Raw genomic sequence first — 23434 nt, 5'->3', positions numbered from 1 at the left:
GCGCCTAGACCATCTTCCACTTGTTGATGCGGTACGAGTTGGCCAACTGCTCCATCAGGCCGGGGTGGGCATCCCAGTAGGTCTTGTGCCCGCTGACGCCCAGCATCTGCGGAGTTCCCCACGGTGTCACTGAGAAGAGGTTGACTGCCTGGATTTCTTCGCCGCGCGCGTTGGTGCAGGTGAAGCCAATAACCACAGCGGCGCCACGGCGGAACTCGCGGATCTCGGGCATCGAGGTCTTGAAGTCCGAGGTGCACTTGTGGCCCACCAGGTTCTGGGGCAGTTCCGTGGCGGTCATGCCCTTGTACCTGGCTTCGATGTCCTCGATGGCAGCCTTGATCTCTTTCGGATCCTTGCCAAACTTACCTTCGTCGGACTCAGCGAAGAACGCGTACGCGAGGGCAATCCCGTCGCCGTCCGCCTCCACGGTGCCTTGGGCCTTCTTCTGGATTTCTTCACCAGTGGTGGGGTCCTTGGTGATCCCGAAGGACTCGTCATGGGTCCACTCGGCCAAGTACTGGAAGGAAGATTCCCCCGTGACCCACTTGCTGAACGAGGGATCGCCATCGGCCGGAACGTTCGTTGGGCCTGCGAATTCTTCCCACACGCTGGGCAGCGGGATGGCACCCTCCGGAATCTCCGAGGAGGCGGTTGCCTCGCCTGAAGGCTCCGCAGACGGGTCCTCCGAAGGCTCGGCCGCTGCGTCGGAAGCTTCGTCGGATGCACTGACGGAAGGCACGGGAGACTCCACGGCCACGGGCTTTGTCACCGAAGGAATCAGCCAGGCGAACACGACTACCAGCGCAATGATCACGACGACGGCGATCCCGCCGAGGATCAGGAACAGCGCCTTCTTGTTGTGGTCGCCCGAGCCCTGGCCGGGTCCACCAGGCTGGCCGGGTCCGCCAGGCTGACCTGGGTAGCCGGGCTGGCCAGAGTAGCCGCTGCCCGGCGTCGGGATACCGGGACCGGGCTGGCCGGGCTGCGTTTGCGGGTAACGGTGGACGGTTTCCGCGTACTCGCCGTCAGCGTGGCCCTGCTGGGTTGGGAATTGCTGCGTTGGGAATTGCTGCGTTGGGAATTGTTGTGCGGAGAAAGCCTGGGTGGGTGCAGGCTGCTGCGGCACCTCGGGCTGCGCTGCAGCAGGCTGCTGCGCTTCCGGCTGATACAGCGGCTGGGTCTGGCCCGGCTGATACTGCCGATATTGATCCTGCCCGGTGTCGTACCGCGGCTGCGGCACGCCCTCGGGGTTGTACGGAGGCTGCGGCACTCCATTGTTGTTGCTCATTGACAGGCCCTTTCAAACGCGTTGAGTACCGGCGTATCTGGGAATAACCGGTTGTCGATCCAGTACAGGGGACCTGCTGAAGTGCGGGCGACACAAAAAATCCACCATGTCGATCCCCCGACCCACGGTGGTGGCACGCCTGCGCCGCCCCAAGCGTAGTGCAGTCCACGGCATCCAAGGCAAGTCACACGAAAGATCCAGGCGGCGCCATCAGGGACACGGGATGTCTCCCCGCCCGAATAATGAAAGACTGGGAGGCAGTGCATGACCAACCCCAGCCGGAGGCAAATATGGCAGAAGAATCCACGCCCCACACGTCCGCGTCGGTTTACCGGAACGGCCACGAAATCGAATGCTGGCTCACGGACATGGACGGCGTGCTGGTTCATGAAAACCAGGCAATCCCCGGAGCAGCCGAGCTCATCCAGCGCTGGGTGGATACGTCCAAGCGCTTCCTTGTGCTGACCAACAATTCCATCTTCACCCCGCGCGACCTCGCAGCACGGCTCCGGGCCTCCGGACTGGAAGTTCCGGAAGAGAACATCTGGACGTCCGCGCTGGCCACCGCCCAGTTCCTCAAGGACCAGGTCCAGTCCTCTGATTCCGGCAACCGCGCGTACACCATCGGCGAGGCAGGCCTCACCACCGCCCTGCACGAGGCCGGATTCATCCTTACGGACACCGAACCTGACTTCGTGGTACTCGGCGAGACCCGCACGTACTCTTTCGAAGCGATCACCATGGCCGTCCGGCACATCCTGGCTGGCGCCCGTTTCATCGCGACCAACCCTGACGCAACCGGCCCCTCCAAGGACGGCCCCATGCCGGCAACCGGCGCCATAGCAGCAATGATCACCAAGGCCACGGGCCGCGAACCCTACATTGTGGGCAAGCCGAACCCCATGATGTTCCGCTCTGCCATGAACCAGATCGACGCCCACTCGGAGACCACGGCCATGATCGGCGACCGCATGGACACGGACATCGTGGCCGGCATGGAAGCGGGATTGCACACCGTCCTGGTGCTTAGCGGCATCACGCAGCGTGAGGAAATCGTGTCCTTCCCGTTCCGTCCCAACCAGATCCTGAGCTCCGTGGCGGACCTCAAGAGCCAGATCTAAAACCAAGGAGTCCCGTCATGGCTGTGCTCAATCTCCGTCCTCTGGCCGGCGGCCGGATACTGAGGGGGAGCCAGCCGTTTGGCTTGGATGCCGCAGCGACGTCAGGGTTTCTGGCGGAGCACGGCATCCAAGCCATCATGGACCTGCGCAGCGAGCTTGAGCGTTCCTTGGTTCCGTGGTTGGTTCCGAACGGCTCCGCCGCTCCGAACGCGACCACGCCCGACGGCGCGGGCGAGAGTACCGCCGTCGAGCTCATCCACAACCCCCTGGATCCCAACGCCGTGGCGGGGTCGCTCCAGGCGGTGGAGACTCCGGAGGATTTGGGGGATCTGTATCTGGGCTGGATCCGTGTCCGCCCCGAGTGGGTTGCCGATGCCCTGCGTCCTGTGGTGGAAGGCAAGCGCACGCTGGTTCATTGTTCGCTGGGCAAGGACCGGACAGGAGTGGTTTCTGCGATCGCGCTCATGGCGGCCGGTGCATCGGACGAGGCCGTGGTGAAGGATTACACGGCCACCACCAGGAACCTTCCCAACCTGCTGCAGGTCATGGCCGAGACGTGGCGGCTGCACGTCCCATCCACGCCTGCCCAGTACTTCAGCGCTGACCTTATGATCCTGCAGAGCCCGGAAGCGGCGATCCGGCATTTCCTGGTGGGCTTCGCGCGGGAGTTCGGGGACGCCCGCGGCTTCCTGCGCGAGGGGGGCCTCACCGCCGTCGAGGTTGAATCACTGCGCGACTAAACCCACCACGCCCCAACCCTCCATCCCCAAACCCACCGCGCCCAAACAGGGTCAGGAAGCCACGCGCCAGGAAAACCTAAGCTGCCAATAAAACCTATGCCGGCCGGATGACCCGTCCACTTGGTTCCTGGTACGACGGCTCCTCGGGTGCAGGCGGCAACGGCTCCAGCTCATTCTGGACCCGCTCCAACAGGGGCCTGTAAACATCGGCACTCCATTGCGGGCTCGCATGGGCAGGGCGGGCACCCTCTGTGCTGAGGACCGGCATCGCCATATTGGGCGCGAAGACTTTGCTCCACCCCGCGCGTGCGGACTCGTAGTTGACCGTGTTGTCCTTGGTGTTGCCGAGGAATGCCATTTTGGCCGAACCGATTTTGCCGGCGAATCGCAGGCCGTCGAAGTGGTAGATGTACGCCGACTCCGTCTGGATCAGCACGCTGGAGGGAGCAATCGGCGAGAGCTGTTCGAGGCTTTGATCCAGGATCTGCCGCCAAGTGCGCTCGTCCTTGTGCACCACGCGCTCCCCCAGTTCATAGCCGCCACGGAGCACGGAGGGTACGCGGAAGCCATTCTCATAAAGGAACACCACGCCGTCGAACCAGCTCTGATCAAGCACGTCGGCGCGGCTGAAGGGACTGGAATCGAGGACAATCAGCTGGGTCTCAACACCGTGCAGCTCCAGCAGGCGGGCCGCGACTTGCGTGGCAAGCATCCCACCAAAACTGTGGCCGTAGAAGTACAGCTTCTCCAACCCGAGCTCGCGCACGTGGAGAATGAGTTCGCGGACGATCTCGTCAACGTCCAGGCCCAGGTTGGAATAACCGACGGCGGCAAGGCGGCCACGCTGGTGCAGCGCAGGGCGCAGTGAGTTGAGGATCCACTGGGCCTCCTCCCAGCTGGTCTTGTACCCGGGAAAGAGAATCCAGCTGGCCTTCGGGAAGTACAGATCCGAGTAGGAGTCCGGAACGCGCAGGATCTTGGTGGCTCGCCGCTCGGCCTGAACGCGCCGCGTAAACAGCATGTCCCCGGCCAGCGCCACCGAAACCCCGGCAGCGATGAGGAAGTTGCGCCGCGACGACCGTTTAATGCGGGCAACCTGGGGCAGGATCCGGGCCCAATCGCCCGGATCCCCAGCATTCTCCGGCCCGGCCCCTGGCGCACGGGAGTACTGCGCCGGGAGGTTTTCGTTCACCTCCGGCGGTGCCGTGAGCTTCCCTACTTGAACGTCCACGCAGCTAGCATAGGCTTCGCGGACACTGCCTTACAGTCCCGCATCGTGCCTGTTCAGAGTGTGGAACGAGGCCTAGTCGAGGCCCAGTTCGTCCTTGCCGAAGGCAAAGAGGTAGGGCACGCCGGTTTCGGCTTCGATCTTCTCTTTGGCGCCGGTGTTGCGGTCCACGATCACGGCGACGGCCACTACATTGCCACCGGCCTTACGGACACCCTCGACGGCGGTCAGTGCGGACCCGCCGGTGGTGGAAGTGTCCTCGAGGACGACCACGTTGCGGCCCTCAACTGAGGGACCTTCCACCTGGCGGCCCATGCCGTACGACTTCTGGGCCTTGCGGACAACGAAGGCGTCCACGGCACGGCCAGCGTCGGCGGCGGCGTGCATAACAGCGGTACCTACGGGATCGGCACCCATGGTGAGTCCGCCAGCGCACTCAACCGGGATCCCGGCGTCGTCGATCATTGCCAACATGACCTGACCCACCAGTTTGGAGGCCTCGTGATGCAGGGTGATGCGGCGGAGGTCGATGTAGTAGTCAGCTTCCTTGCCGCTGGAGAGGATCACTTTTCCGCGGACCACCGCCAACTCTTTGATGAGTTCAAGAAGGCGGGCACGGGCAGTTGCAGTGTCTGCTGCGGGGGTACTGGTGGAAGTCATGGCTTCTATTCTACGTAAGGCACCGGGTCTTCCATTTCAGACGGAATCCTCCATTTCAGGCGGGAATCCGGTCAGTCTGGCTGGAAGGCGCCGCCACCAAGGCGGGGCTACCGTCGACGTTGCCGGCGTACAGCCAGTCGTTGTACTGGAAGTCGTTGTCCTTGCGGCTCTTGAACAGCAGGTTCCGCAGCACCCGGGCCACTCCGGACACGTGCCAGGACTCTCCCCAGATCCGTGCCGTGCGCTGGACGCGGGCGGTTCGGGCGGCCCGGACCGAGTTGAAGGAGCGAATGGCCTCGTCCCACGCGTCCGGGTTGACGCCGTCGGCGGTGAAGACCGTACCGTTGCTGACGTCCTGGAGAACAGCCGCGTCTTCGAGGGCCTGGCAGGCGCCCTGCGCCAGGTACTGGAGCATGGGGTGTGCGGCGTCGCCCATCAGGACCATGCGGCCGGCAACCCAGTTTTCGATCGGATCGCGATCGTACATGGGCCACCGAATGCCCGTGCCGAGGTTCGCGAGCGCAGCTTGCACGGCGGGGACGCAGTCCTTGTAGGCGGCCTGGAGTTCGTCCACTCCCCCGTACTGTTCTTCACCGCGCTCAAACGACGGCGATTTGAAGACGGCCACAGTATTGAGCAGTTCGCCCTTGCGCAGCGGGTACTGCACCAGGTGGCAGTCCGGGCCGAGGTAGACAACAACGTCCTCCAGATCCGTGGCGGGGGTTTCCGCAGTGATGGGCACCGTGCCACGGTAGGCAACGTAAGCGGAGGAAACGGGCTGGTCTGTTGCCACGAGCGGCCGCAGTGTTGATTTGAGCCCATCAGCACCGATCACCACATCTGCTTCATAGTCCACACCAGCCGCGGTGTGGACAATACCGCGTCCGTTCACGGTTTCAACGCTGTCCACCATGACGTCGTTGACCAGCTTCACGCCGGCCGCTTCACATCCTTCGAGCAGCACGCGGTGCAGGTCGCTTCGGTGGATCACCACGTACGGGGCGCCGTAGCGCTCCTCAAACTCGCCCTTCAGGCTCTGGCGCGTTAGTTCGTCGCCCGTGATTGCGTCGCGGAACACCAGGTGCTTGGGCTGGACTCCGATCTCCAGCGCCTTCTCCAGCAAACCCCAGCGTTTCAGGACCCGGGAGGCATTGGGGGCCATCTGCAAGCCCGCGCCTACCTCGCCGAACTCCGGTGCCCGTTCCACGAGCGTGACGTTGGCGCCGTTTTCACGCAGGGCCAGGGCTCCGGCCAGCCCGGCCATACCCCCTCCCACAACCAGGACATCGGTGGACATGGTGTACTCAGACATTGCTTGCTCCTTGGGAGATTTTGGTTTTGATTTTGAGTCCGACGGCGGCCAACAGGACCGCTGCAATGGCGGCGGCGCCGGCGAACGCGAGGAAGTTGGAGTTGACGCCGAGACCGGCGGCCAGCAGGAGGCCACCCACCTGCGGCGCAACGACGGCGCCGATGCGCCCGGTGCCGAGCGCCCAGCCAAGTGCGGTCCCCCGCAAGTGATCTGGATAGTGGCTGGCCACCGCAGCGATAATGAGGCACTGCGTGCCGTGGGTTCCGACGCCGGCAAGCACCAAGGCGACGTACACCACCGTGACCGGCGGACCGGCCAACAGGACCGAAAGCCCCACGGCAGCTACCGCGGCTGCCGCTATCGCCGTCGGAATCGGACCGAAGCGTGTACCCGCCCAAGCGGTGATGACCGAGCCGGCGACTGCGCCGAGGTTCAGGGCCAGGGCGAAGGTCAGCGCCGACCCCAGGTTGTAGCCAGCCAATTGCATGAGGTTGGGCAACCACGTGCCCAACCCGTACCAGGCGAACAACGTGGCGATGGTAGCCAAGGCGAAGAGCATGCTGACACCCAGATAGGGTGCGCGGAGCAGGGAGCCGAAGCCGGCGGGCTCTTTGAAGTCCTTGCTGACGGATCCTGTGGATACGAGCGTCTCCGGAAGGTACCTCAGCCCCAGCGGCACCACGATCACCAGTGCCACCACAGCCACCAGGAACATGGACTGCCACCCGAAGGCAGGAATCATGGGGATGCCCACCAACGCGGCGATGGATCCACCGATCGGGACGCCGGACATCATCAGTGTGGCAATCGTGGAGCGCCACTTGGCCGGGACCAGTTCAGCCACCAACGCGTTGGCCGACGGCACCAACCCGCCGAGTCCGATCCCGGCGAGGAGCCGCAACGCTCCGAAGACAGCCGCGTTGGGTGCCAAGGCGCAGAGGACCGTGAACACCGAGAAGGCGATCGCGCAGCCGAGGATGGTTTTGCGCCTACCCCACGAGTCGGCCATGCGACCCGCGAAGATGGCACCGATCATCATGCCGAGGAACGCCATGGATCCGATGGTCCCTGCTGTTGCCTTGGTGAGGCCCCAACCGGTTTCGGAAATCAGGGAGGACTGCACGGTGCCGTAGACGATGAGGTCGTAGCCGTCGAAGACCACCAGCAGCCAGCAGACCAGCACGGCGAGTGCCGAGCCCTTGGAGAAGCGTGGGGCCATGTGGCCAAGGTCTGCAGTAGGCCGTTGCGACGCTGCAGCGGGGAGTGTGTGATTCATCCCACCACTGTCAGGTGAACAGCAACCGAAGCACCATAGAATTCTGTTGTGCAGAACAAGCCAGCCACCCAGTCCAACCGGAAGCCCGTACAGAAGCGGCCCACGTATTCCATTGAGGCAGTAGACAACGCCTTGCAGCTCCTCCAGCTCCTCCGTGACGGCGGCGCGCTCCGCCTCAAGGACGCAGCAGCAGAGCTCGGAGTGGCTCCCTCAACGGCCCATCGGCTCCTGGCAATGCTCGTTTACCGGGGCTTCGCGGTCCAGGACGAGAACCGCCGCTATGTCCCGGGACCAGCCATGGGCGTCGGGCCCGCCGGCCTGAGCTGGACCAGGCTGCTGAGGGATTTGGCGCTGCCGCACATGGAACTCCTGTCCGCACGGCTCGATGAGACGGTCAACCTGATGGTCCGCGTGGGCACCAAGGTCCGCTTCCTCGCAACAGTGGAAGGCAGCAACGTCCTGCGTATCGGAGACCGTCAGGGGACCGTCATGCCAGCGGACAAGACCTCGGGCGGGAAGGCGATGCTCGCCGAGCTGGAACCCGCGATGATCGAACAACTCTTCCGCAGCCAGAATGCCGAAATCGGCGGCGACACGATCCCGGACGCAGAGTACGCCGCGTTTATCCGCGAACTGGACAGCATCCGGAACAACGGCTTCGCAGCCAACTTCGAGGGCACAGAGGAAGGAGTCAGCGCCCTCGGGATGGCCGTCCATAACCGGCACGGGCAGATAGTTGGGGCGCTCAGCGTCGCCACGCCTGCCACCCGGTTCCGCAAAGTGTTCGACGCCGGTTTGGTCGCCGCCCTCCGGGAAACCTGCCGGCAGCTGGAGATCGACATCGCAGCCAACCCGGCAGAACCCGAATAGAAGATTCTGCACAACAGAATATCCTCGGGTCCACCCGCATCCGTCCGTAGGGTCGAACTACACCAATAACTGTTCTGACCCTATAGAGGAGGCCTACGTGTCCATCAGCGCCGAGAACACGACTCATGAATCTGTGGCCGCCAGCCACGCCCTACCGGAGCCGACCCCCGAGGAACAGGCGCAGCTGGACCAGCTGTACAAGGACTTCGAAACGGAGAACCTGATCCCGCTGTGGACGGAGATCGGTGATCTGATGCCGATGGTCCCGACTCCGAAGGCCGTCCCGCACGTGTGGCGTTGGAATGACCTGTACCCGCTTGCCGCGCGTGCCGGGGACCTGGTGCCCGTTGGCCGGGGTGGCGAGCGGCGCGCCATCGCCCTGGCGAACCCCGGCCTGGCCGGCACCCCGTACGCGACGCCGACGTTGTGGGCGGCGATCCAGTACCTGGGTGCCCACGAGACGGCCCCGGAGCACCGGCACTCCCAGAACGCGTTCCGTTTCGTCGTCGAAGGCGAAGGCGTGTGGACGGTGGTGAACGGCGATCCCGTGGCGATGCGCCGCGGTGATTTCCTGCTCACCCCGGGCTGGAACTTCCACGGCCACCACAACGACACCGACCAGCCCATGGCATGGATCGACGGCCTGGATATCCCGTTCGTGCACTACGCGGACGCCGGGTTCTTCGAGTTCGGCACCGAGCGCGTCACGGACGAGGCCACGCCTGACATTTCGCGGTCCGAGCGTCTCTGGGCCCACCCCGGCCTGCGTCCGCTCTCCGGGCTGCAGGACACCACCAACTCTCCCATCGCCGCCTACCGGTGGGAACACACCGACGCCGCCCTCCGCGAGCAGCTTTTGCTGGAGGATGAGGGCCACCCGGCCACGGTGTCCCAGGGCCACGCCGCCATCCGGTACTCGAACCCCACCACCGGCGGGGACGTCATGCCCACCATCCGCGCCGAGTTCCACCGCCTCCGGGCCGGCGCGACCACCGAACCGTTGCGGGAGGTTGGTTCCAGTGTGTGGCAGGTCTTCGAAGGCACCGGCACCGCAGTCCTGAACGGCGAGACCAAGCAGCTGGCCAAGGGCGACCTGTTCGTGGTCCCGTCCTGGCAGGAATGGTCCCTGCAAGCAGACACACAGTTTGATCTTTTCCTTTTCAGCGACGCCCCCATCTTCGAACGACTGAACTTCAACCGCAGCTACACCGAAGGACGCAAGTAATGAGACTCCTCACCCTCCGCACCGAAACCGCCGCTGGCAAAGGCACCGTAGCTGTCCGCCAGGACGGCGACACCCTCACCGAGATCGACGGTTTCGCCGACGTCGGCGCGCTGCTGGCCGACCCCGCCTGGGAAGAAAAAGCCACGGCTGCCAACGGCGCAACGCATGCCCTCGACGGCGCGGACCTCGCCGCCGTCGTGCCCGCACCGGGGAAGATCATCTGCGTGGGCCACAACTACCGCAACCACATCAAGGAAATGGGCCGGGAGATTCCCGAGTACCCCACCTTGTTCGCCAAATACCAGGAATCGCTGATTGGCCCGAATGATGACCTCGCCCTGCCGCAGGAATCGGACACCGTGGACTGGGAAGCCGAACTCGCCGTGATCATCGGCAAAAAGGGCCGGCGGATCGCCGAGGCAGACGCGAAAGACCACATCGCCGGGTACGCGGTCCTGAACGACATCTCCATGCGCGACTACCAGTTCCGCACCATCCAGTGGCTGCAAGGCAAGACGTGGGAGAACTCGACCCCGTTCGGCCCGGCCCTGGTCACCAAGGACGAATTCACCGCCGGCCCGCTCATGACCTCCGCGGTGGACGGGGAAATCCAGCAGTCCACCCCCACCGGAGACCTCGTCTTCACCCCGGAATTCCTGGTCTCCTACATCTCCACCATCATCACGCTCAACCCGGGTGATGTGATCGCGACCGGTACCCCCGGCGGCGTCGGCCACGCCCAGGACCCCAAGCGGTACCTGCAGGAAGGCCAACTCCTGGTCACAACCATCGAGGGACTGGGCCAGCTGAGCAACCGCGTGGTCAAGGAAGCCTGATGGTCGCCCGCCACGACCTCGCCACCGATCCGGGCCTGCAGGAAGAACTCCTGCAGGCCCGGCGCGGCACCGCGTTCTTCGCCCGCAAACTCAACGAACTCACCGACGCAGAGCTCGACGCCGGCACCCGCCTCCCGGGCTGGACCCGCCGCCACGTAGTAGCACACGTGGGCTACAACGCTCGCGCGATCGCCCGGCTCGTGGAATGGGCTGCCACCGGCGTGGAGACGCCCATGTATGCCTCCCCCGAGGCGCGAAACCAGGAAATCAACTTCGGCGCCACCCTGTCCCCGATTGCGTTGCGGAACCTCTTCGACCACTCCGCCGTGCACCTGTCCGTGGAATGGCGCGACCTCCCCGACGCGAACTGGGCCAACGACGTCCGCACAGCCCAAGGCCGGACCGTCCCGGCCTCGGAAACAGTCTGGATGCGCACCCGCGAAGTGTGGATCCACGCCGTGGACCTGGACAACGGAGCCACATTCAACGACATCCCAGCACCCGTCCTCGAACGTCTGCTCAAAGACATCACCGGCGCTTGGAAAACCCGCGGCACGGATGCGGGGCTTCTGGTCAAAGTCATGGGCACTGCCGGGAACGGCGCCGGGCTCACGTTCGGCGACACCACCGCTGCAGACCCGACGATCATCACGGGAGCCCTGCCCGCCGTCGTCGAATGGGCCGCGGGCCGCGGCAACAGCGGCGTCACTGCCGCCGGACCGGGCGCCCCGACGCAGGAAGTCCCGGCCGCGCCGGCTTGGATCTAACTACAACGCGGCAGGTGGAGTTGGCGGCGCCGTAGTCGAGCGGATCACCAGACGGGGATTGACGATCTGCTCCTCATTGCCGCCATCGCTTTCCAGCTGGTGGAGTACTGCGGACATGCAACGGCGGCCGAGCTCTTCAAAGTCCTGTTTGATGGTAGTCAGCGGAGGCAGGAAGAACGCGGCTTCAGGCTGGTCGTCATAGCCAACCACGCTGATGTCGACAGGCACCCGCAGATTGGCTTCCTGGAGGGCGCGAAGGACGCCAACGGCCATTTGGTCGTTCGCGACAAAGACGGCGGTAACGGCGGGCTTTTCGTCGTGGCTGCGTTGCTCAATGAGCTCCAACCCGGCCTGGTACCCGGACGCGGCGTCCCATGCCCCTTGAAGGAGGACGTCGGCCTCCAGGCCAGCACTGGCGAGTGCCTCCCGCCATCCCTTGATTCGCTCCGCGGCGTCAATCCAATGCGGTGGCCCGGAAATATGCCCAATGTGGCGGTGACCAAGCCCGATGAGATGCTCCACTGCCAGCCGCGCTCCCAAACGCTGGTTCAGTGAAGCGCCCGTCAGTTGTGTTCCCGTTCCTGCACCAACGGCGACCACGGGAAAGGGAACGCTGACGTCACTTAAAGCAGCGAGGACATCCGGATGCGGGACAAGGATGACCACCCCCTCCACGGACTGGTTGCGGAAGTGCGCGATCGCATCGTTGATGCTCTCGCCCGTCACCTCGCGGAGATTGGCGATGCTGACGAAATAGCCTGCTTCCCTTCCTGCCTGCTCGACTCCCAGCAAGGTATTCGCTGGTCCGTACTGGCCGGTTTCGCAGGCCAGCACGCCGATCGTCCGGGAACGTCGCGTCACCAAGCTGCGCGCTGCTGTATTGCGCCGGTAGCCCAGGCTGGCGATGGCCGATTCCACGCGTTCCTTGGTCTTCCCGCTGACGTTCGGGTGGTTGTTCAGGACACGGGAAACGGTCTGGTGCGAGACCCCAGCCAACTTGGCTACGTCCCCCATGACCGGTGGCCTTGCCGGTATTCCAGGCACGGCCCCGGGCATTGCCCGGGGCCGTGATGATGGTGGTGGCGCTGGAACGCCGCGGGACATCCTGACCTACTTCGCGTCGACCCGCACAGGCTCTGTCGCGGCAGGTTTCGTAGCTTCGGTAGCGGGAGGCGTGGTCTTCCACTTGAAGCGGCGGCCGATGGATGATCCTCCACCGGCACCGGTCCGGTTCTTGTTGAAGATATCGAAGCCTACTGCAAGGAGGAGAACCAGGCCCTTGATGAGCTGCTGGTAGTCGGTCCCAAGGCCCAGGATGGACATGCCGTTGTTCAGGACACCCATGATGAGGCCACCGATCATTGCTCCCGCAACGGTACCGATGCCGCCTTGGACGGCCGCGCCACCGATGAAGGCGGCCGCAATGGAGTCCAGTTCAAAGCCGGTACCGCCTGCGGGCTGGGCCGAGTTCAGTCGTGCCGTGAACACCAAGCCAGCCAACGCGGCGAGGACGCCCATGTTGACGAACAGCCGGAAGGTTACCTTCTTGGTCTTGATGCCGGAGAGTTCTGCTGCATGGAGGTTGCCACCAATGGCGTAAGTGTGGCGCCCGAAGATGCTGTTGTTCATCAAAGCCGAGTAGAGGATCACGAGGACTGCCAGCACGATCAGCACGATCGGCGTTCCACGATAGCTGGCCAGCAGGAACGTGATGATGAGCATTAGCACAGCGATGAAGCCATTCTTGACGGCAAACCACGCCATCGGCTCATTCTCCAGGTTGAACTTGCGCCGGACCCGGCGTTCCTTGATGGCCTGGAAGAGAATGGCTGCCGTGCCGCCCACACCAAGAATGACCGTCAGCCATTCCAGTACGGATGTGCCGCCGGAAATATCCGGGAGGAAGCCGCCACCGAGCGCCCGCAACTCGTTGGGGAACGGGGTGATCTGCTGGTTCTTCAGCGTGATCAGCGTCAGGCCGCGGAAGATGAGCATACCGGCCAGGGTGACGATGAAGGCGGGAATGCCCACGTAGGCAATCCAGTAGCCCTGCCAGGCACCCACCAAGGCACCTACCAGGAGACAGGCCGGGATGGCCAGCCACCACGCCCAGCCCCAGTGCACGATCATCACACCGGCAACAGCACCGATGAACCCGGCGATGGATCCGACGGAGAGATCGATGTGGCCGGCGATGATAACCATCACCATGCCTATGGCAAGGATTAGGATGTAGCTGTTCTGGACCACCAGGTTGCTGACGTTCTGGGGTTCGAGCAGGATGCCGTTGGTCAGGACCTGGAAAAGGATAACGATCAGGATCAGGGCGACGAAGATGCCAACCTGGCGGAGGCGGCTTGTGAGGAAGCCAAGGGATTCTCGTAGGGCGGACATGTTGGCTATTCCTTCTCTTGAGTCATGAAGTGCATGAGTGTTTCCTGGGTGGCCTCGGCGATGGGGACCTCGCCAGTGATGTGACCTGCGGACAGCGTGTAGATCCTGTCGCAAATGCCCAGGAGCTCCGGTAGCTCCGAGGAGATGACGATGACGGCTTTCCCGGCGGCTGCCAGCTCATTGATGATCGTGTAAATCTCGAACTTGGCGCCGACATCGATGCCCCGGGTCGGTTCATCCAGGATCAGAACGTCCGGATCCGAGAACATCCACTTGCTCAGCACGACCTTCTGCTGGTTGCCGCCCGAGAGCTTGCCGGTGATGGCTGCCACTGACGGCGCCTTGATGTTCATGCTCTTCCGGTAATGGTTGGCAACGGTGGTCTCCTTGTTGCCATCAACCCAGCCGCGTTTGGCCAGTTTGTTCAGCGCCGCCATGGAGATGTTGCGCTTGATGTCCTCAATCAGGTTCAGGCCATAGTGCTTGCGGTCCTCGGTGGCATAGGCAATGCCATGGTCGATCGCGTCGGAAACAGTGGAAGTGTTGATCTCTTCGCCGTACTTATAGACCTTGCCCGAAACGGCGCGTCCGTACGTCCGGCCGAACACGCTCATGGCCAGCTCGGTACGGCCAGCGCCCATCAGGCCAGCCAGGCCCACCACTTCGCCCTTGCGCACATTCAGGTTGGCGTTGTGCACCACAATCCGGCTGTGGTCCTGGGGGTGCTGCACCGTCCAGTCTTCAATGCGCAGGACTTCCTCGCCGATGTTCGGGGTCCGGTCCGGATAGAGGCTTTCGAGATCGCGTCCCACCATGCCGCGGATGATGCGCTCCTGGGTGATCTGGCCCTGGTCCAGCCGAAGGGTCTCGATGGACTTGCCATCGCGGATGATGGTGACGGCGTCAGCCACCTTGCGGATCTCGTTGAGTTTGTGGCTGATGATGATGCTGGTGACGCCTTGGCCTTTGAGGTGCAGGATGAGGTCCAGCAGGTGGTCCGAGTCTTCATCGTTCAGAGCAGCGGTTGGCTCATCCAGGATGAGGAGCTTCACCTCCTTGGAAAGCGCCTTGGCAATCTCCACCAACTGCTGCTTGCCAACACTGATGTGCTGGATGGGCGTGACGGGGTTTTCGCTCAATCCCACACGGGCAAGCAGTTTGGCGGCCTCGAGGTTGGTTTTTCGCCAATCCACCCAGCCATTGTTTGCCAGTTCGTTACCAAGGTAGATGTTCTCCGCGATGGAAAGGTACGGGCTAAGGGCCAACTCCTGGTGGATGATCACAATCCCGCGCTTCTCGCTGTCCGAGATGCTGTTGAATTCGCAGGGTTCGTTCTCAAAGAGGATGTCGCCGTCAAAGGAGTTGTGCGGGTACACGCCGGACAACACCTTCATCAGGGTGGATTTCCCGGCGCCGTTCTCTCCGCAGATGGCGTGGACTTCGCCGCGGTTTACATCCAGGGTGACGTCCTGAAGGGCCTTGACCCCGGGGAAGGTCTTGGTGATTCCTCGCATTTGAAGAATGGGTACGTTCATCGTCAATTCCCACTGACTGGTTGGAACTTGGCCTGGCCGGGGATTCGGCCGGCTCATGGTGGGTTGTGGCCCCGCCCCGCTTGGCGGCAGGGCCACAACCCGAAGGAAATGCTTACTTGACGTCGGATTCCTTGTAATAGCCCGAGTCGATGAGTTCCTTCTTGTAGTTGTCCTTGGTGATAATGACGGACTTCAGGAGGAAGGCCGGAACAACCTTGACCTTGTTGTTGTAGGTCTTGGTGTCGTTGGTTTCCGGTTCATTGCCCTTGAGTACGGCGTCAACCATCTTCACGGCCTGTGCACCGAGTTGGCGGGTGTCCTTGAAAATCGTCGAGTACTGCTCGCCGGCGATGATGGACTTCACTGAGCCCTTCTCGGCGTCCTGGCCGGTCACAACCGGCAGCTTACCGGTGGAGTAGCCGCCAGTGCTGGTCAGGGCCGAGATGATGCCGATGGAAAGGCCGTCATACGGGGAGAGCACGCCGTCCAGCTTGGTGCCGGAGCTGTAAGCGGAGGTCAGGATATCTTCCATGCGCTTCTGCGCCACAGGTGCCTGCCAGCGCAGGATGGCTGCTTGTTCGAACTTGGTCTGGCCGCTGGGAACCTTCAAGGTGCCGGCGTCCAAGTAGGGCTTGAGCGTGTCCATTGCGCCAGTCCAGAAGAAGTTGGCGTTGTTGTCATCCGGGCTTCCAGCGAAGAGCTCCACGTTGAACGGGCCCTTGCCGTCAACCTTCTTGCCACTTGCATCTACCAAGCCCAGGCCGGTGAGCAGCGAGGTAGCCTGCTGGACACCAACGGTGTAGTTGTCAAAGGTGGTGTAGTAATCAACGTTTGGTGTGCCGTTGATGAGGCGGTCGTAGGCGATGACCTTGACGTTCTGTTCCTTGGCCTTGGCCAGGACGTCAGTCAGCGTGGTGCCATCAATTGCTGCGATGATCAGGGCCTTGGCGCCCTTGGTCAGCATGTTCTCGATCTGGGAAACCTGCGTAGGGATGTCATCGTTGGCGAACTGAAGGTCGGTCTTGTACCCAAGGTCCTTCAAGGACTTCTCAACGTTGGCGCCATCGGCAATCCAACGCTCGGACGTCTGTGTCGGCATCGAAATGCCCACCAGCGAATCGCTGGGCTTGGCGGTGCTGCTGGATTCGGCAGCTCCTCCGCGGCTACCGCAGCCCGTGGCTCCCACGGTCAAGGTAAGGACAACCGCTACGGCGCCCAGGAGTTTCTTTAATCTCACGATGCTCTCCTTCCGCGGCAGCATTGCCGCGAACTCTGATGCAGCCGGAGCATCTGCGCGTCCGGCACGGTGAAGCTGGGTTGGCCTGTGTGCTGGGGGCGGCACATGCCACTTCAAGGTGATACGACTGCCATTGTGAACGCTAACAATACCGTCGGTCAAGTGGATTAGATCACAATTCGCACACGGCCCTACCAAGTGCAGAAGCTTGCCAAGAACACTTGACTTGAATCGTTGTTAGCGTTCACAATTGGCGCGTTCCCGTTCGATGGGCAAGGAAGAGCCCGGCACCGCTTGGAGGCGGTACCGGGCTTCGCGCGCTCCTCCTAGCCTCACCACAGGGACGGGTAACCAAGGGCAGAGCTGAGTACGCCATCCGGGACTTCGCTAAGCCAAGCGCCTCCACCATTCCTTCAGAGTTGGGCGTGAATCGGGCGGATGTGCTTGTCGTCGCGGCTGTAGGAGGGCGGATCTTCGGTAAACTGCCTGTCCAAAATCTCCACGTCGGACATTTTGCCTGTCAGGAAGAGGTCCCAAAATGGAACGGGCCGGGACTTGCCCGTCCCTTCAACTTGGTAGCCCCGCAAGACCTCGTTACCGCTCGTGGCATGTCTTCCAAATGCCGCAGGTACGACCACCCGCTGGTGTCCGTCATATTGAAAAGCCACGAGATTGCGATTCTGTATTGCTTTCGAAAGATCCACGGTTATTCCTCAATTTCGCATTTCAACTTCGAGCAGAAGATATTCAGAGCATGCCATGTGCGCGCGCATGAAAATTCGGGAAACGCCGATACATGTTGACCTCGAATTTCGCCTCTCCCGAAACACCCGAAGGTCAGCGGATTCCCAAGTGAGTACACGTGACCTTGAACAGACCGACGTTCACCGCATTCCCTGCCCTGCTTCGCCACCCCGGGAGCCTGTTGACCTCCGGCCAAACTGGTCGATGAGGCTGGTCCGGTTCGCATTTGACCCGGCTACTGAAACGGACCATCGCCCCATGGGAGCACCCGGGGCTGCAGGATTGAGAAGTCATCGAGCAAACATGGCGAGGCTTCTAGGGGCCGCGCAATGATGTCATAGCCTCGATCTATTCTGATGTTGCGGGATACTTCCAATAGAGGGGGAACGGTGGAGCCCTGTTACATTTAGACCGCACGTGGCAAGAGAACCGGAGGAAGGTGGTGTTCTCGTGACATTTCCATCCGAATTGGCGTCAGTTTTGAGTGGTGCCTCCATGTCCCAGCTGAGGCACTGGCGCAACGCTCCCGCGCTGCTAGCGCCCGAGGTGGCTTGCCGACCGAGAGCTATGTACTCATTTCGCGACATTGTGGCGCTGCGTACGTTCGTCAGGCTTCGCAGTGAGCTTCCTCTGCAGCGCATCCGCACAGCTATGGGCACCCTCCAGGATTACGACCTTACTGACCACCCATCAAGCTACAAACTCGTGACGGACAGGAAGACAATCTTCCTTGTTGACGAGGATGGCCGGGACCTGGTCGATCTGGTGAAGCGACGCGGTCAAACTCTTCTGCTGTCGATGGCTGACGTCTTCGAGCCTTTCACTAACCTTCAAGGTCAAGACGTCGTTGATTTCCGTCAGCCCCGGACGAACATCGAAGTCCGCGAGCGGCGCATGGGGGGTTGGCCAACAATCGCAGGCACGAGAGTCAGATACGACACTGTTGCCCTGCTGCTGGAAGATGGATCCGTTGCGCCCGAGGATGCCCACCACTACTACCCGCACGTATCGGCGCAAGCCGCCTTGGACGCTGCGGACTTTGAGGCCTCAGTCCGGGAACGGCGGCTCGGACATTGAAGCTTTACTTAGACGAAAATCTTCCATACCAAGCCTTGGTTGAGCCCCTCACTAAGCTGTATCGACGGCACACCTTCCGCCACCCAGATCAAGAAACGCTGCGAGGCGTTGAAGACATGGAGCTCTTCGAGTATTTGGCCGAGAGGGATTTCGACGCGATCATCACGCAGGACGCGAACCAGCTGACCAACGCCGATGAACGAACAGGCTTGAGAACGGCTGGACTCCATTGGATTGGCGTCCCGCAATTGAACGAAGCTGGCCTTCACGGTATCGCCGCAGTTGCAGGGATGGTCATCTCAGGGTTGCCGTTCTTCCTGGAGAGCGAGGTAGAAGTCCCCCACATATATAGGCTCAAACCGGCTGCGAGGAAGGCCAAGCGGGGACCTGAAGTCGAGCCTGTCTAGGCATTTCAGTCCTGTGCCTAAACACGGGTCAGTAATCGTTGATGTGGTTAATGAACAGATGGCAGATCTCCTCTTCCGGGGTCATGGAGCCGCTAGCACTCCCCACTCACTCCACGGCGGAATCGTCCTCGTTGAACTGGGTCGCCTTGGGGTTCGCAAGGAACGGTCCGGCGGCCGCCTCGGCCAAGCCTTCGAGGGCTGCGACTACCCCGTCCAAGATCTTCTCCACGGGTTGATCGATGTCCAGTTCCAACCCGGCTTCATCGGCCTGCAACGGCTCCAGCGTTGAAAGTTGCGAATCCAGCAAGGACGCCGGCATGAAGTGGCCAGGCCGGGCGTTCATGCGTTCATTCAGTATCTCCCGCGTCCCCTGCAGGTGCACGAACACCACGGACGGATCGCCGGTGCGGATGATGTCCCGGTAGGCGCGCTTGAGCGCGCTGCAGGCAATCACCAGGGCAGAGTTCGACGCCGTGAACCGCCCCCCGATCTCGGCCAGCCAAGGCGCGCGGTCCTCATCGTCCAGCGGAGTACCCGAAGCCATCTTGTCGATGTTCGATTGCGGGTGCAGCGAATCGCCGTCGAGGAATTCGGCTCCGAGACGCTCAGCAACGGCTGCGCCGACAGTGCTCTTGCCACAGCCGGCCACGCCCATCACCACAATGTGCGGATGGGCGCCTCGTGCCGCAAAACCGGAATCACCAGTCATGTCCGCTGTACCCGTCACGTCCGCTTTACCAGTCATGAACAGTACCGTCCACGAGTCGGTTGTACGGCAGGTATGCCTGCTGGTACGGGTAGGCGGCGGCTGCTTCCTCGTTGAACTCGACGCCGATACCCGGGTTATCACCGGGGTGCAGGTAGCCGTCCTTGAAGGTCATGGACTGCTGGAAGACCTCGTTGGTCTTGTCGGAGTGCTGCATGTATTCCTGGATGCCGTAGTTGTGGATGGCCAGGCCAACGTGCAGCTGCGCGGCGAAGCCCACCGGGGAGATGTCAGTGGGCCCGTGGAATCCGGACTTGATCTGGTACTGGGCTGCGAAGTCCATGACCTTCTTCAAGGGTGAGATCCCGCCGAAGTGTGTGGAGGCTGCGCGGACGTAGTCGATCAGCTGCTCCTTGATGAGCGTCTGGTAATCCCACACGGTGTTGAAGATTTCACCGATAGCCAGCGGCGTGGTGGTGTGCTGGCGGACCAGGCGCAGGCCCTCCTGGTTCTCGGCAGGCGTGCAATCCTCCAACCAGAACAAGTCATACGGCTCCAAGGCCTTGCCAAGCTTGGCGGCCTGGATGGGTGTCATGCGGTGATGGCCGTCGTGCAGCAGCGGGATTTCCGGTCCAAACTCGTTGCGCACGGCTTCAAAGACAGTGGGCAGGTGCCGCAGGTAGGCACGGGTGTCCCAGTCCTCTTCCAAGGGGAAGGTACCGCGGCCGGCGGGCTCGTAGTCGTAACGTTCACCGGAGGCCTGGGCCTGCGCGGCAACACCGTACACGGCCTTGATGCCGGGAACTGCGGTCTGGATTCGGATGGACTTGTAACCGAGCTCCAGGTGCTCGCGGACGGAGTCGAACAGCGACGGAATGTCCGAGCCCGACGCGTGGCCGTAGGCGCGCAGCCCATTGCGCGACGCGCCGCCCAGGAGTTGGTACACCGGCATATTGGCCACTTTGCCCTTGATGTCCCACAACGCCATATCCACGGCGGCAATCGCCGCCATGGTCACAGGCCCACGACGCCAGTAAGAGCTCCGGTACAGGAACTGCCACGTGTCCTCGATCCGGTGCGGATCCTTGCCGATCAACAGCTGCGCCACATGCTCCTTCAGGTACGCAGCGACGGCGAGTTCCCGGCCATTCAGCGTCGCGTCGCCGATGCCCGTCACGCCGTCCTCCGTAGTGATGCGCAAGGTGACGAAGTTACGGGAGGGGCTGGTCACGAAGACTTCAGCGGCAATGATTTTCATGGTCTTGGGTCCTTCCGATGGGATCTAAACGTGGGTGGGCGCGGTGGCGATGTAGCCCTGCAGCCGGTGGATCTGCGCAACAACGGCGGGGTCCTTGCCCAGCTCAGGGCTGAGCAGCGCCAGCAGCGCAGCGGTGCGATGTTCGCCGTCGAGCGTTTTCGTTGCCTGGATGTCTGCGGAGAGAGGGTCCTGGAAATCCGCTGTGGAGGACACGTACGCGATCCATGCGGCGATCATCCGGGCGGCACCGTCTCCGGGGCGCCCTGCGGCACGTTCGGCAGTCAGGACCGGCAAGGCACGCATGCGCAGCTTGGTGGTTCCGTCCATGCCGATCTGGGTCAAATGGTGTGCGATCCTGGCGTTGCCGAAGCGTTCCACCAGAGCCTGCAGGTACTGCGGGATTCCCAGCGCATCTCCGGGAAGGTGCCGCGCAGCTTCATCCCAGAACGCCTCCACAGCGTCCCTGCACAGGGGGTCGGACAGTGCCTCAGCTACCGTTGAATGGCCCCGGACCAGCCCCGCATAAGCCAGGATCGAGTGCGCGCCGTTCAGGAGCCAGAGCTTCCGGTTCTCATAGGGCTCGATGTCCTTCACGAAGACCGCACCAGCGTCTTCCCAGCGAGGCCGGCCGGCCGGAAAGTCTCCGCTGAGGATCCAGTTGTGGAACGGCTCGGTGACCACGGGCGCCGCGTCCCGGTAACCGCAGTCTTCAGCCACCACTGCAACATCATCCCCAGTCGTTCGGGGAGTGATGCGGTCAACCGAGGTACTGACAAAGCTGACTTTGGATTCGATCCACGCGGCCAGGTCGGCGTCCTTGGCACGGGCCAGGGCCCCAACAGCCTGCCGGGCCACGTTGCCGTTATCCGCCAGATTGTCGCAACTCACGACGGCGATTGGTCCGGCGCCTGCCTCCCGCCGGGCAGCGAGCGCGGTCACCAAACGGGCCAACGGCGAATCGCCTGCCGCCGCCGCGTAGGCGGCCTCCGTAATAGTGAGCGTGATGACCGCGGTCGACGGTGCGGCCACAAGCTCCGCCAGCCGTCCGACGTCGGAGCCGTCCACAGCTTCCACAATGCTGCCGATGACCTCGAACGAGTCACCGGTGCCGGACCGTTCCACCACGGTGAACAGTCCGTCCTGTTCCGCCAGAACCGCTGCGGCGTCGGGGCGGCGTCCGGTGAAGGCCGCGATCCCCCACTCCGCAGAGTCGCCAGCGTGCTGCGTGTACCAGGCCTGGTGCGAGCGGTGAAACGCGCCAAGGCCCAGATGCACAATGCGGATGGGCGGCTTCACGATGGGCCGGAGCATGCGGTTGAGTCGCGGCAGATCCGCGGAGTGGTTGGGTTCGAGGATCACAGTTTGAAGACCCGTCGGGGTGAAGAATCCACGACGTCCACAATCAACTCGTGCGCGCGGTCCTCGCTGATGCGGTGCTCGGCAACGAGCCGTGCCAGGAACGAGGCCTCGATCCTGCGTGAGGCGTCGTGCCGGGCCGGGATCGAGCAGAAGGCCCGTGTGTCGTCGATGAATCCCGAAGACCGCGAGAAGCCCGCGGTCTCCGTGACCGCCGAACGGAAACGGAGCATTGCGTCCGGCGCGTCCAGGAACCACCACGGTGCACCGATGTACACGGACGGGTAGAAGCCGGCCAGCGGTGCGAGCTCGCGGGAGAAGACCGTCTCGTCCAGGGTGAAGAGCACCAGGTGGAAGTCCTTCGCCGTCCCGAAGTCCTGCAGCAGCGGCCGGATGGCCTCCGTGTAGTTCACGGCGAAGGGGATATCGTGGCCGGTGTCCGCGCCGAAAGCCTCAAAAGTGGGCCGGTGGTGATTCCGGAAGGAGCCCGGGTGGATGGTCATCACCAGGCCGTCCTCCACGGACATGCGGGCCATTTGGTACATCATGTGTGCTTCGAAGACGTCACGGTCCTGCGCGCTTGCCTGACCGGAACGAGCCCGTTCGAACAGCCTCTCGGCCTCCGCGGCGTCAAGCTTGAGGGTGGCCGGGGTGCGGACGCCGTGGTCAGCGGAGACAGCCCCGTGTTCCACGAAATGACGACGCCGGTTCTCCAGGGCGGTGAGGTACCCGCGGTAGCCTGTGCCGCCGTCGGACGCTGTTTCCAGGAGCCGCTCGACGTTGTCTGCCCACGAGGGATGGGCGATATTCAGGTACGCATCCGGGCGGAACGTGGGCAGGACCCGTCCGTGGAAGGAAGGATCTGCCGCGAGCGCCTTGTGGCTCGCAAGGTCGTCCAGGGGATCGTCCGTGGTGGCAAGAACCTCTATATTGAACTCCTTGAAGAGTTCACGGGGACGGAATCCCGGCTCGGCAAGCTTTGCCGAGATGGCATCAAAGGTGGCGTCCGCGGTCTCAGCACTCACCTCACCCTGCAGTCCAAAAACCGTCTCGAACTGTGTCCGCAGCCAGTATCCCGAGGCCGTGCCGTCAAAGAGCGGCCAGGACTGGCAGAAAAGCTGCCAGACCTCCCGCGCCCCGGCGCCCGGCTGGAGCTGTTCCAGCGGAGCGCCGGAGGCGTGGATGAGTCGCGTGACGTAATGGTCCGGCGTAACAAGCAGGGCGGCCGGATCCGGGAATGGCGTGTTCTGCTGGATCACTGCGGCATCAACGTGTCCGTGCGGGGAGATGATAGGCAGGTCCTGGACCCGTGCCAGCAACGTGCGCGCTATGGCACGCGTTCCGGGGTCCGCTGGCAGCAGTCGGTCCGGGTGGGTGGCAAGCGACTCGGTCATGGG

22 protein-coding genes are annotated in these 23434 nt (G+C 62.9%); 8 read left to right on the top strand and 14 right to left on the bottom strand.

Annotated features, from left to right (window positions below; genetic code table 11):
* Nucleotides 1-4: 4 nt before the first annotated feature.
* Nucleotides 5-1288 (bottom strand): hypothetical protein, encoded by a 1284-nt coding sequence (locus LDN75_RS02645; protein ID WP_223935649.1) that lies wholly within the window; start codon nucleotides 1286-1288, stop codon nucleotides 5-7.
* A gap of 290 nt (nucleotides 1289-1578) precedes the next feature.
* Here LDN75_RS02645 and LDN75_RS02640 point away from each other — a divergent pair, with 290 nt between their 5' ends.
* Together LDN75_RS02640 and LDN75_RS02635 are read left to right on the top strand one after the other, a co-directional pair.
* Nucleotides 1579-2409, top strand: a complete 831-nt coding sequence (locus LDN75_RS02640) for an HAD-IIA family hydrolase (RefSeq protein ID WP_223935648.1) — start codon at nucleotides 1579-1581, stop codon at nucleotides 2407-2409.
* A gap of 17 nt (nucleotides 2410-2426) precedes the next feature.
* Nucleotides 2427-3149, top strand: coding sequence for a tyrosine-protein phosphatase (locus LDN75_RS02635; RefSeq protein ID WP_223935647.1), 723 nt, complete (start codon nucleotides 2427-2429; stop codon nucleotides 3147-3149).
* A 94-nt stretch (nucleotides 3150-3243) separates the two neighbouring features.
* Here LDN75_RS02635 and LDN75_RS02630 read toward each other — a convergent pair whose 3' ends face one another.
* The 4 genes from LDN75_RS02630 to LDN75_RS02615 all read right to left on the bottom strand — a co-directional run bounded on the left by LDN75_RS02630 (nucleotide 3244) and on the right by LDN75_RS02615 (nucleotide 7625).
* Nucleotides 3244-4380 (bottom strand): alpha/beta hydrolase, encoded by a 1137-nt coding sequence (locus LDN75_RS02630; RefSeq protein WP_223935646.1) that lies wholly within the window; start codon nucleotides 4378-4380, stop codon nucleotides 3244-3246.
* Between the two features lie 72 nt (nucleotides 4381-4452).
* On the bottom strand, nucleotides 4453-5037 hold the full coding sequence (gene pyrE / locus LDN75_RS02625; protein ID WP_223935645.1) for an orotate phosphoribosyltransferase: 585 nt from the start codon (nucleotides 5035-5037) through the stop codon (nucleotides 4453-4455).
* Nucleotides 5038-5092: 55 nt separating this feature from the next.
* Nucleotides 5093-6349: an FAD-dependent oxidoreductase gene (locus LDN75_RS02620; protein WP_223935644.1), complete on the bottom strand. Its 1257-nt coding sequence runs from the start codon at nucleotides 6347-6349 to the stop codon at nucleotides 5093-5095.
* Complete coding sequence (locus LDN75_RS02615) at nucleotides 6342-7625, bottom strand: aromatic acid/H+ symport family MFS transporter (protein WP_223935643.1); 1284 nt, start codon at nucleotides 7623-7625, stop codon at nucleotides 6342-6344. Before LDN75_RS02615 ends, LDN75_RS02620 begins: the two co-directional genes overlap by 8 nt.
* A 48-nt stretch (nucleotides 7626-7673) precedes the next feature.
* On the opposite strand from LDN75_RS02615, the gene LDN75_RS02610 reads away from it, so the two are divergent.
* The 4 genes from LDN75_RS02610 (at nucleotide 7674) to LDN75_RS02595 (ending at nucleotide 11323) form a co-directional block, all read left to right on the top strand.
* Nucleotides 7674-8495: an IclR family transcriptional regulator gene (locus LDN75_RS02610; protein WP_223935642.1), complete on the top strand. Its 822-nt coding sequence runs from the start codon at nucleotides 7674-7676 to the stop codon at nucleotides 8493-8495.
* Nucleotides 8496-8592: 97 nt separating this feature from the next.
* Complete coding sequence (locus tag LDN75_RS02605; protein WP_223935641.1) at nucleotides 8593-9720, top strand: cupin domain-containing protein; 1128 nt, start codon at nucleotides 8593-8595, stop codon at nucleotides 9718-9720.
* Nucleotides 9720-10556, top strand: coding sequence for a fumarylacetoacetate hydrolase family protein (locus LDN75_RS02600; protein ID WP_223935640.1), 837 nt, complete (start codon nucleotides 9720-9722; stop codon nucleotides 10554-10556). The genes LDN75_RS02605 and LDN75_RS02600 overlap by 1 nt, the downstream gene beginning before the upstream one ends.
* Entirely contained in the window at nucleotides 10556-11323 is a 768-nt protein-coding gene (locus tag LDN75_RS02595) for a maleylpyruvate isomerase family mycothiol-dependent enzyme (RefSeq protein ID WP_223935639.1), read from the top strand. Before LDN75_RS02600 ends, LDN75_RS02595 begins: the two co-directional genes overlap by 1 nt.
* Here the strand turns inward: LDN75_RS02595 and LDN75_RS02590 are convergent, their stop codons facing one another.
* From LDN75_RS02590 to LDN75_RS02570, 5 genes are all read right to left on the bottom strand, one after another.
* Entirely contained in the window at nucleotides 11324-12337 is a 1014-nt protein-coding gene (locus tag LDN75_RS02590; RefSeq protein WP_223935638.1) for a LacI family DNA-binding transcriptional regulator, read from the bottom strand. It lies immediately after the preceding gene.
* Nucleotides 12338-12433: 96 nt separating this feature from the next.
* Complete coding sequence (gene mmsB, locus LDN75_RS02585; protein ID WP_223935637.1) at nucleotides 12434-13717, bottom strand: multiple monosaccharide ABC transporter permease; 1284 nt, start codon at nucleotides 13715-13717, stop codon at nucleotides 12434-12436.
* Between the two features lie 5 nt (nucleotides 13718-13722).
* Nucleotides 13723-15252: a multiple monosaccharide ABC transporter ATP-binding protein gene (gene mmsA / locus LDN75_RS02580; RefSeq protein WP_223935636.1), complete on the bottom strand. Its 1530-nt coding sequence runs from the start codon at nucleotides 15250-15252 to the stop codon at nucleotides 13723-13725.
* A 112-nt stretch (nucleotides 15253-15364) separates the two neighbouring features.
* Nucleotides 15365-16513, bottom strand: coding sequence for a multiple monosaccharide ABC transporter substrate-binding protein (gene chvE / locus LDN75_RS02575; RefSeq protein ID WP_223937459.1), 1149 nt, complete (start codon nucleotides 16511-16513; stop codon nucleotides 15365-15367).
* Between the two features lie 389 nt (nucleotides 16514-16902).
* Nucleotides 16903-17193, bottom strand: a complete 291-nt coding sequence (locus LDN75_RS02570) for a hypothetical protein (RefSeq protein WP_223935635.1) — start codon at nucleotides 17191-17193, stop codon at nucleotides 16903-16905.
* Between the two features lie 607 nt (nucleotides 17194-17800).
* On the opposite strand from LDN75_RS02570, the gene LDN75_RS02565 reads away from it, so the two are divergent.
* Nucleotides 17801-18310 (top strand): DUF433 domain-containing protein, encoded by a 510-nt coding sequence (locus LDN75_RS02565; RefSeq protein WP_223935634.1) that lies wholly within the window; start codon nucleotides 17801-17803, stop codon nucleotides 18308-18310.
* Nucleotides 18307-18717, top strand: a complete 411-nt coding sequence (locus LDN75_RS02560) for a hypothetical protein (protein WP_223935633.1) — start codon at nucleotides 18307-18309, stop codon at nucleotides 18715-18717. Before LDN75_RS02565 ends, LDN75_RS02560 begins: the two co-directional genes overlap by 4 nt.
* 106 nt (nucleotides 18718-18823) lie before the next feature.
* On the opposite strand, the gene LDN75_RS02555 is transcribed toward LDN75_RS02560, so the two are convergent.
* From LDN75_RS02555 to uxaC, 4 genes are read right to left on the bottom strand one after another with little or no spacing between them, the layout of a single operon-like run.
* Nucleotides 18824-19462, bottom strand: a complete 639-nt coding sequence (locus LDN75_RS02555; protein ID WP_223935632.1) for a gluconokinase — start codon at nucleotides 19460-19462, stop codon at nucleotides 18824-18826.
* Entirely contained in the window at nucleotides 19452-20681 is a 1230-nt protein-coding gene (manD, locus tag LDN75_RS02550; protein WP_223935631.1) for a D-mannonate dehydratase ManD, read from the bottom strand. Before manD ends, LDN75_RS02555 begins: the two co-directional genes overlap by 11 nt.
* A gap of 24 nt (nucleotides 20682-20705) precedes the next feature.
* Nucleotides 20706-21992, bottom strand: coding sequence for a mannitol dehydrogenase family protein (locus tag LDN75_RS02545; RefSeq protein ID WP_223937458.1), 1287 nt, complete (start codon nucleotides 21990-21992; stop codon nucleotides 20706-20708).
* A 44-nt stretch (nucleotides 21993-22036) separates the two neighbouring features.
* Nucleotides 22037-23431, bottom strand: a complete 1395-nt coding sequence (gene uxaC / locus LDN75_RS02540) for a glucuronate isomerase (protein WP_223935630.1) — start codon at nucleotides 23429-23431, stop codon at nucleotides 22037-22039.
* Between the last annotated feature and the right edge of the window lie 3 nt (nucleotides 23432-23434).

It is taken from the genome of Arthrobacter sp. StoSoilB5, from assembly GCF_019977235.1.
GTDB lineage: Bacteria > Actinomycetota > Actinomycetes > Actinomycetales > Micrococcaceae > Arthrobacter.
This window is presented reverse-complemented; position numbering and strand designations above follow the sequence as displayed.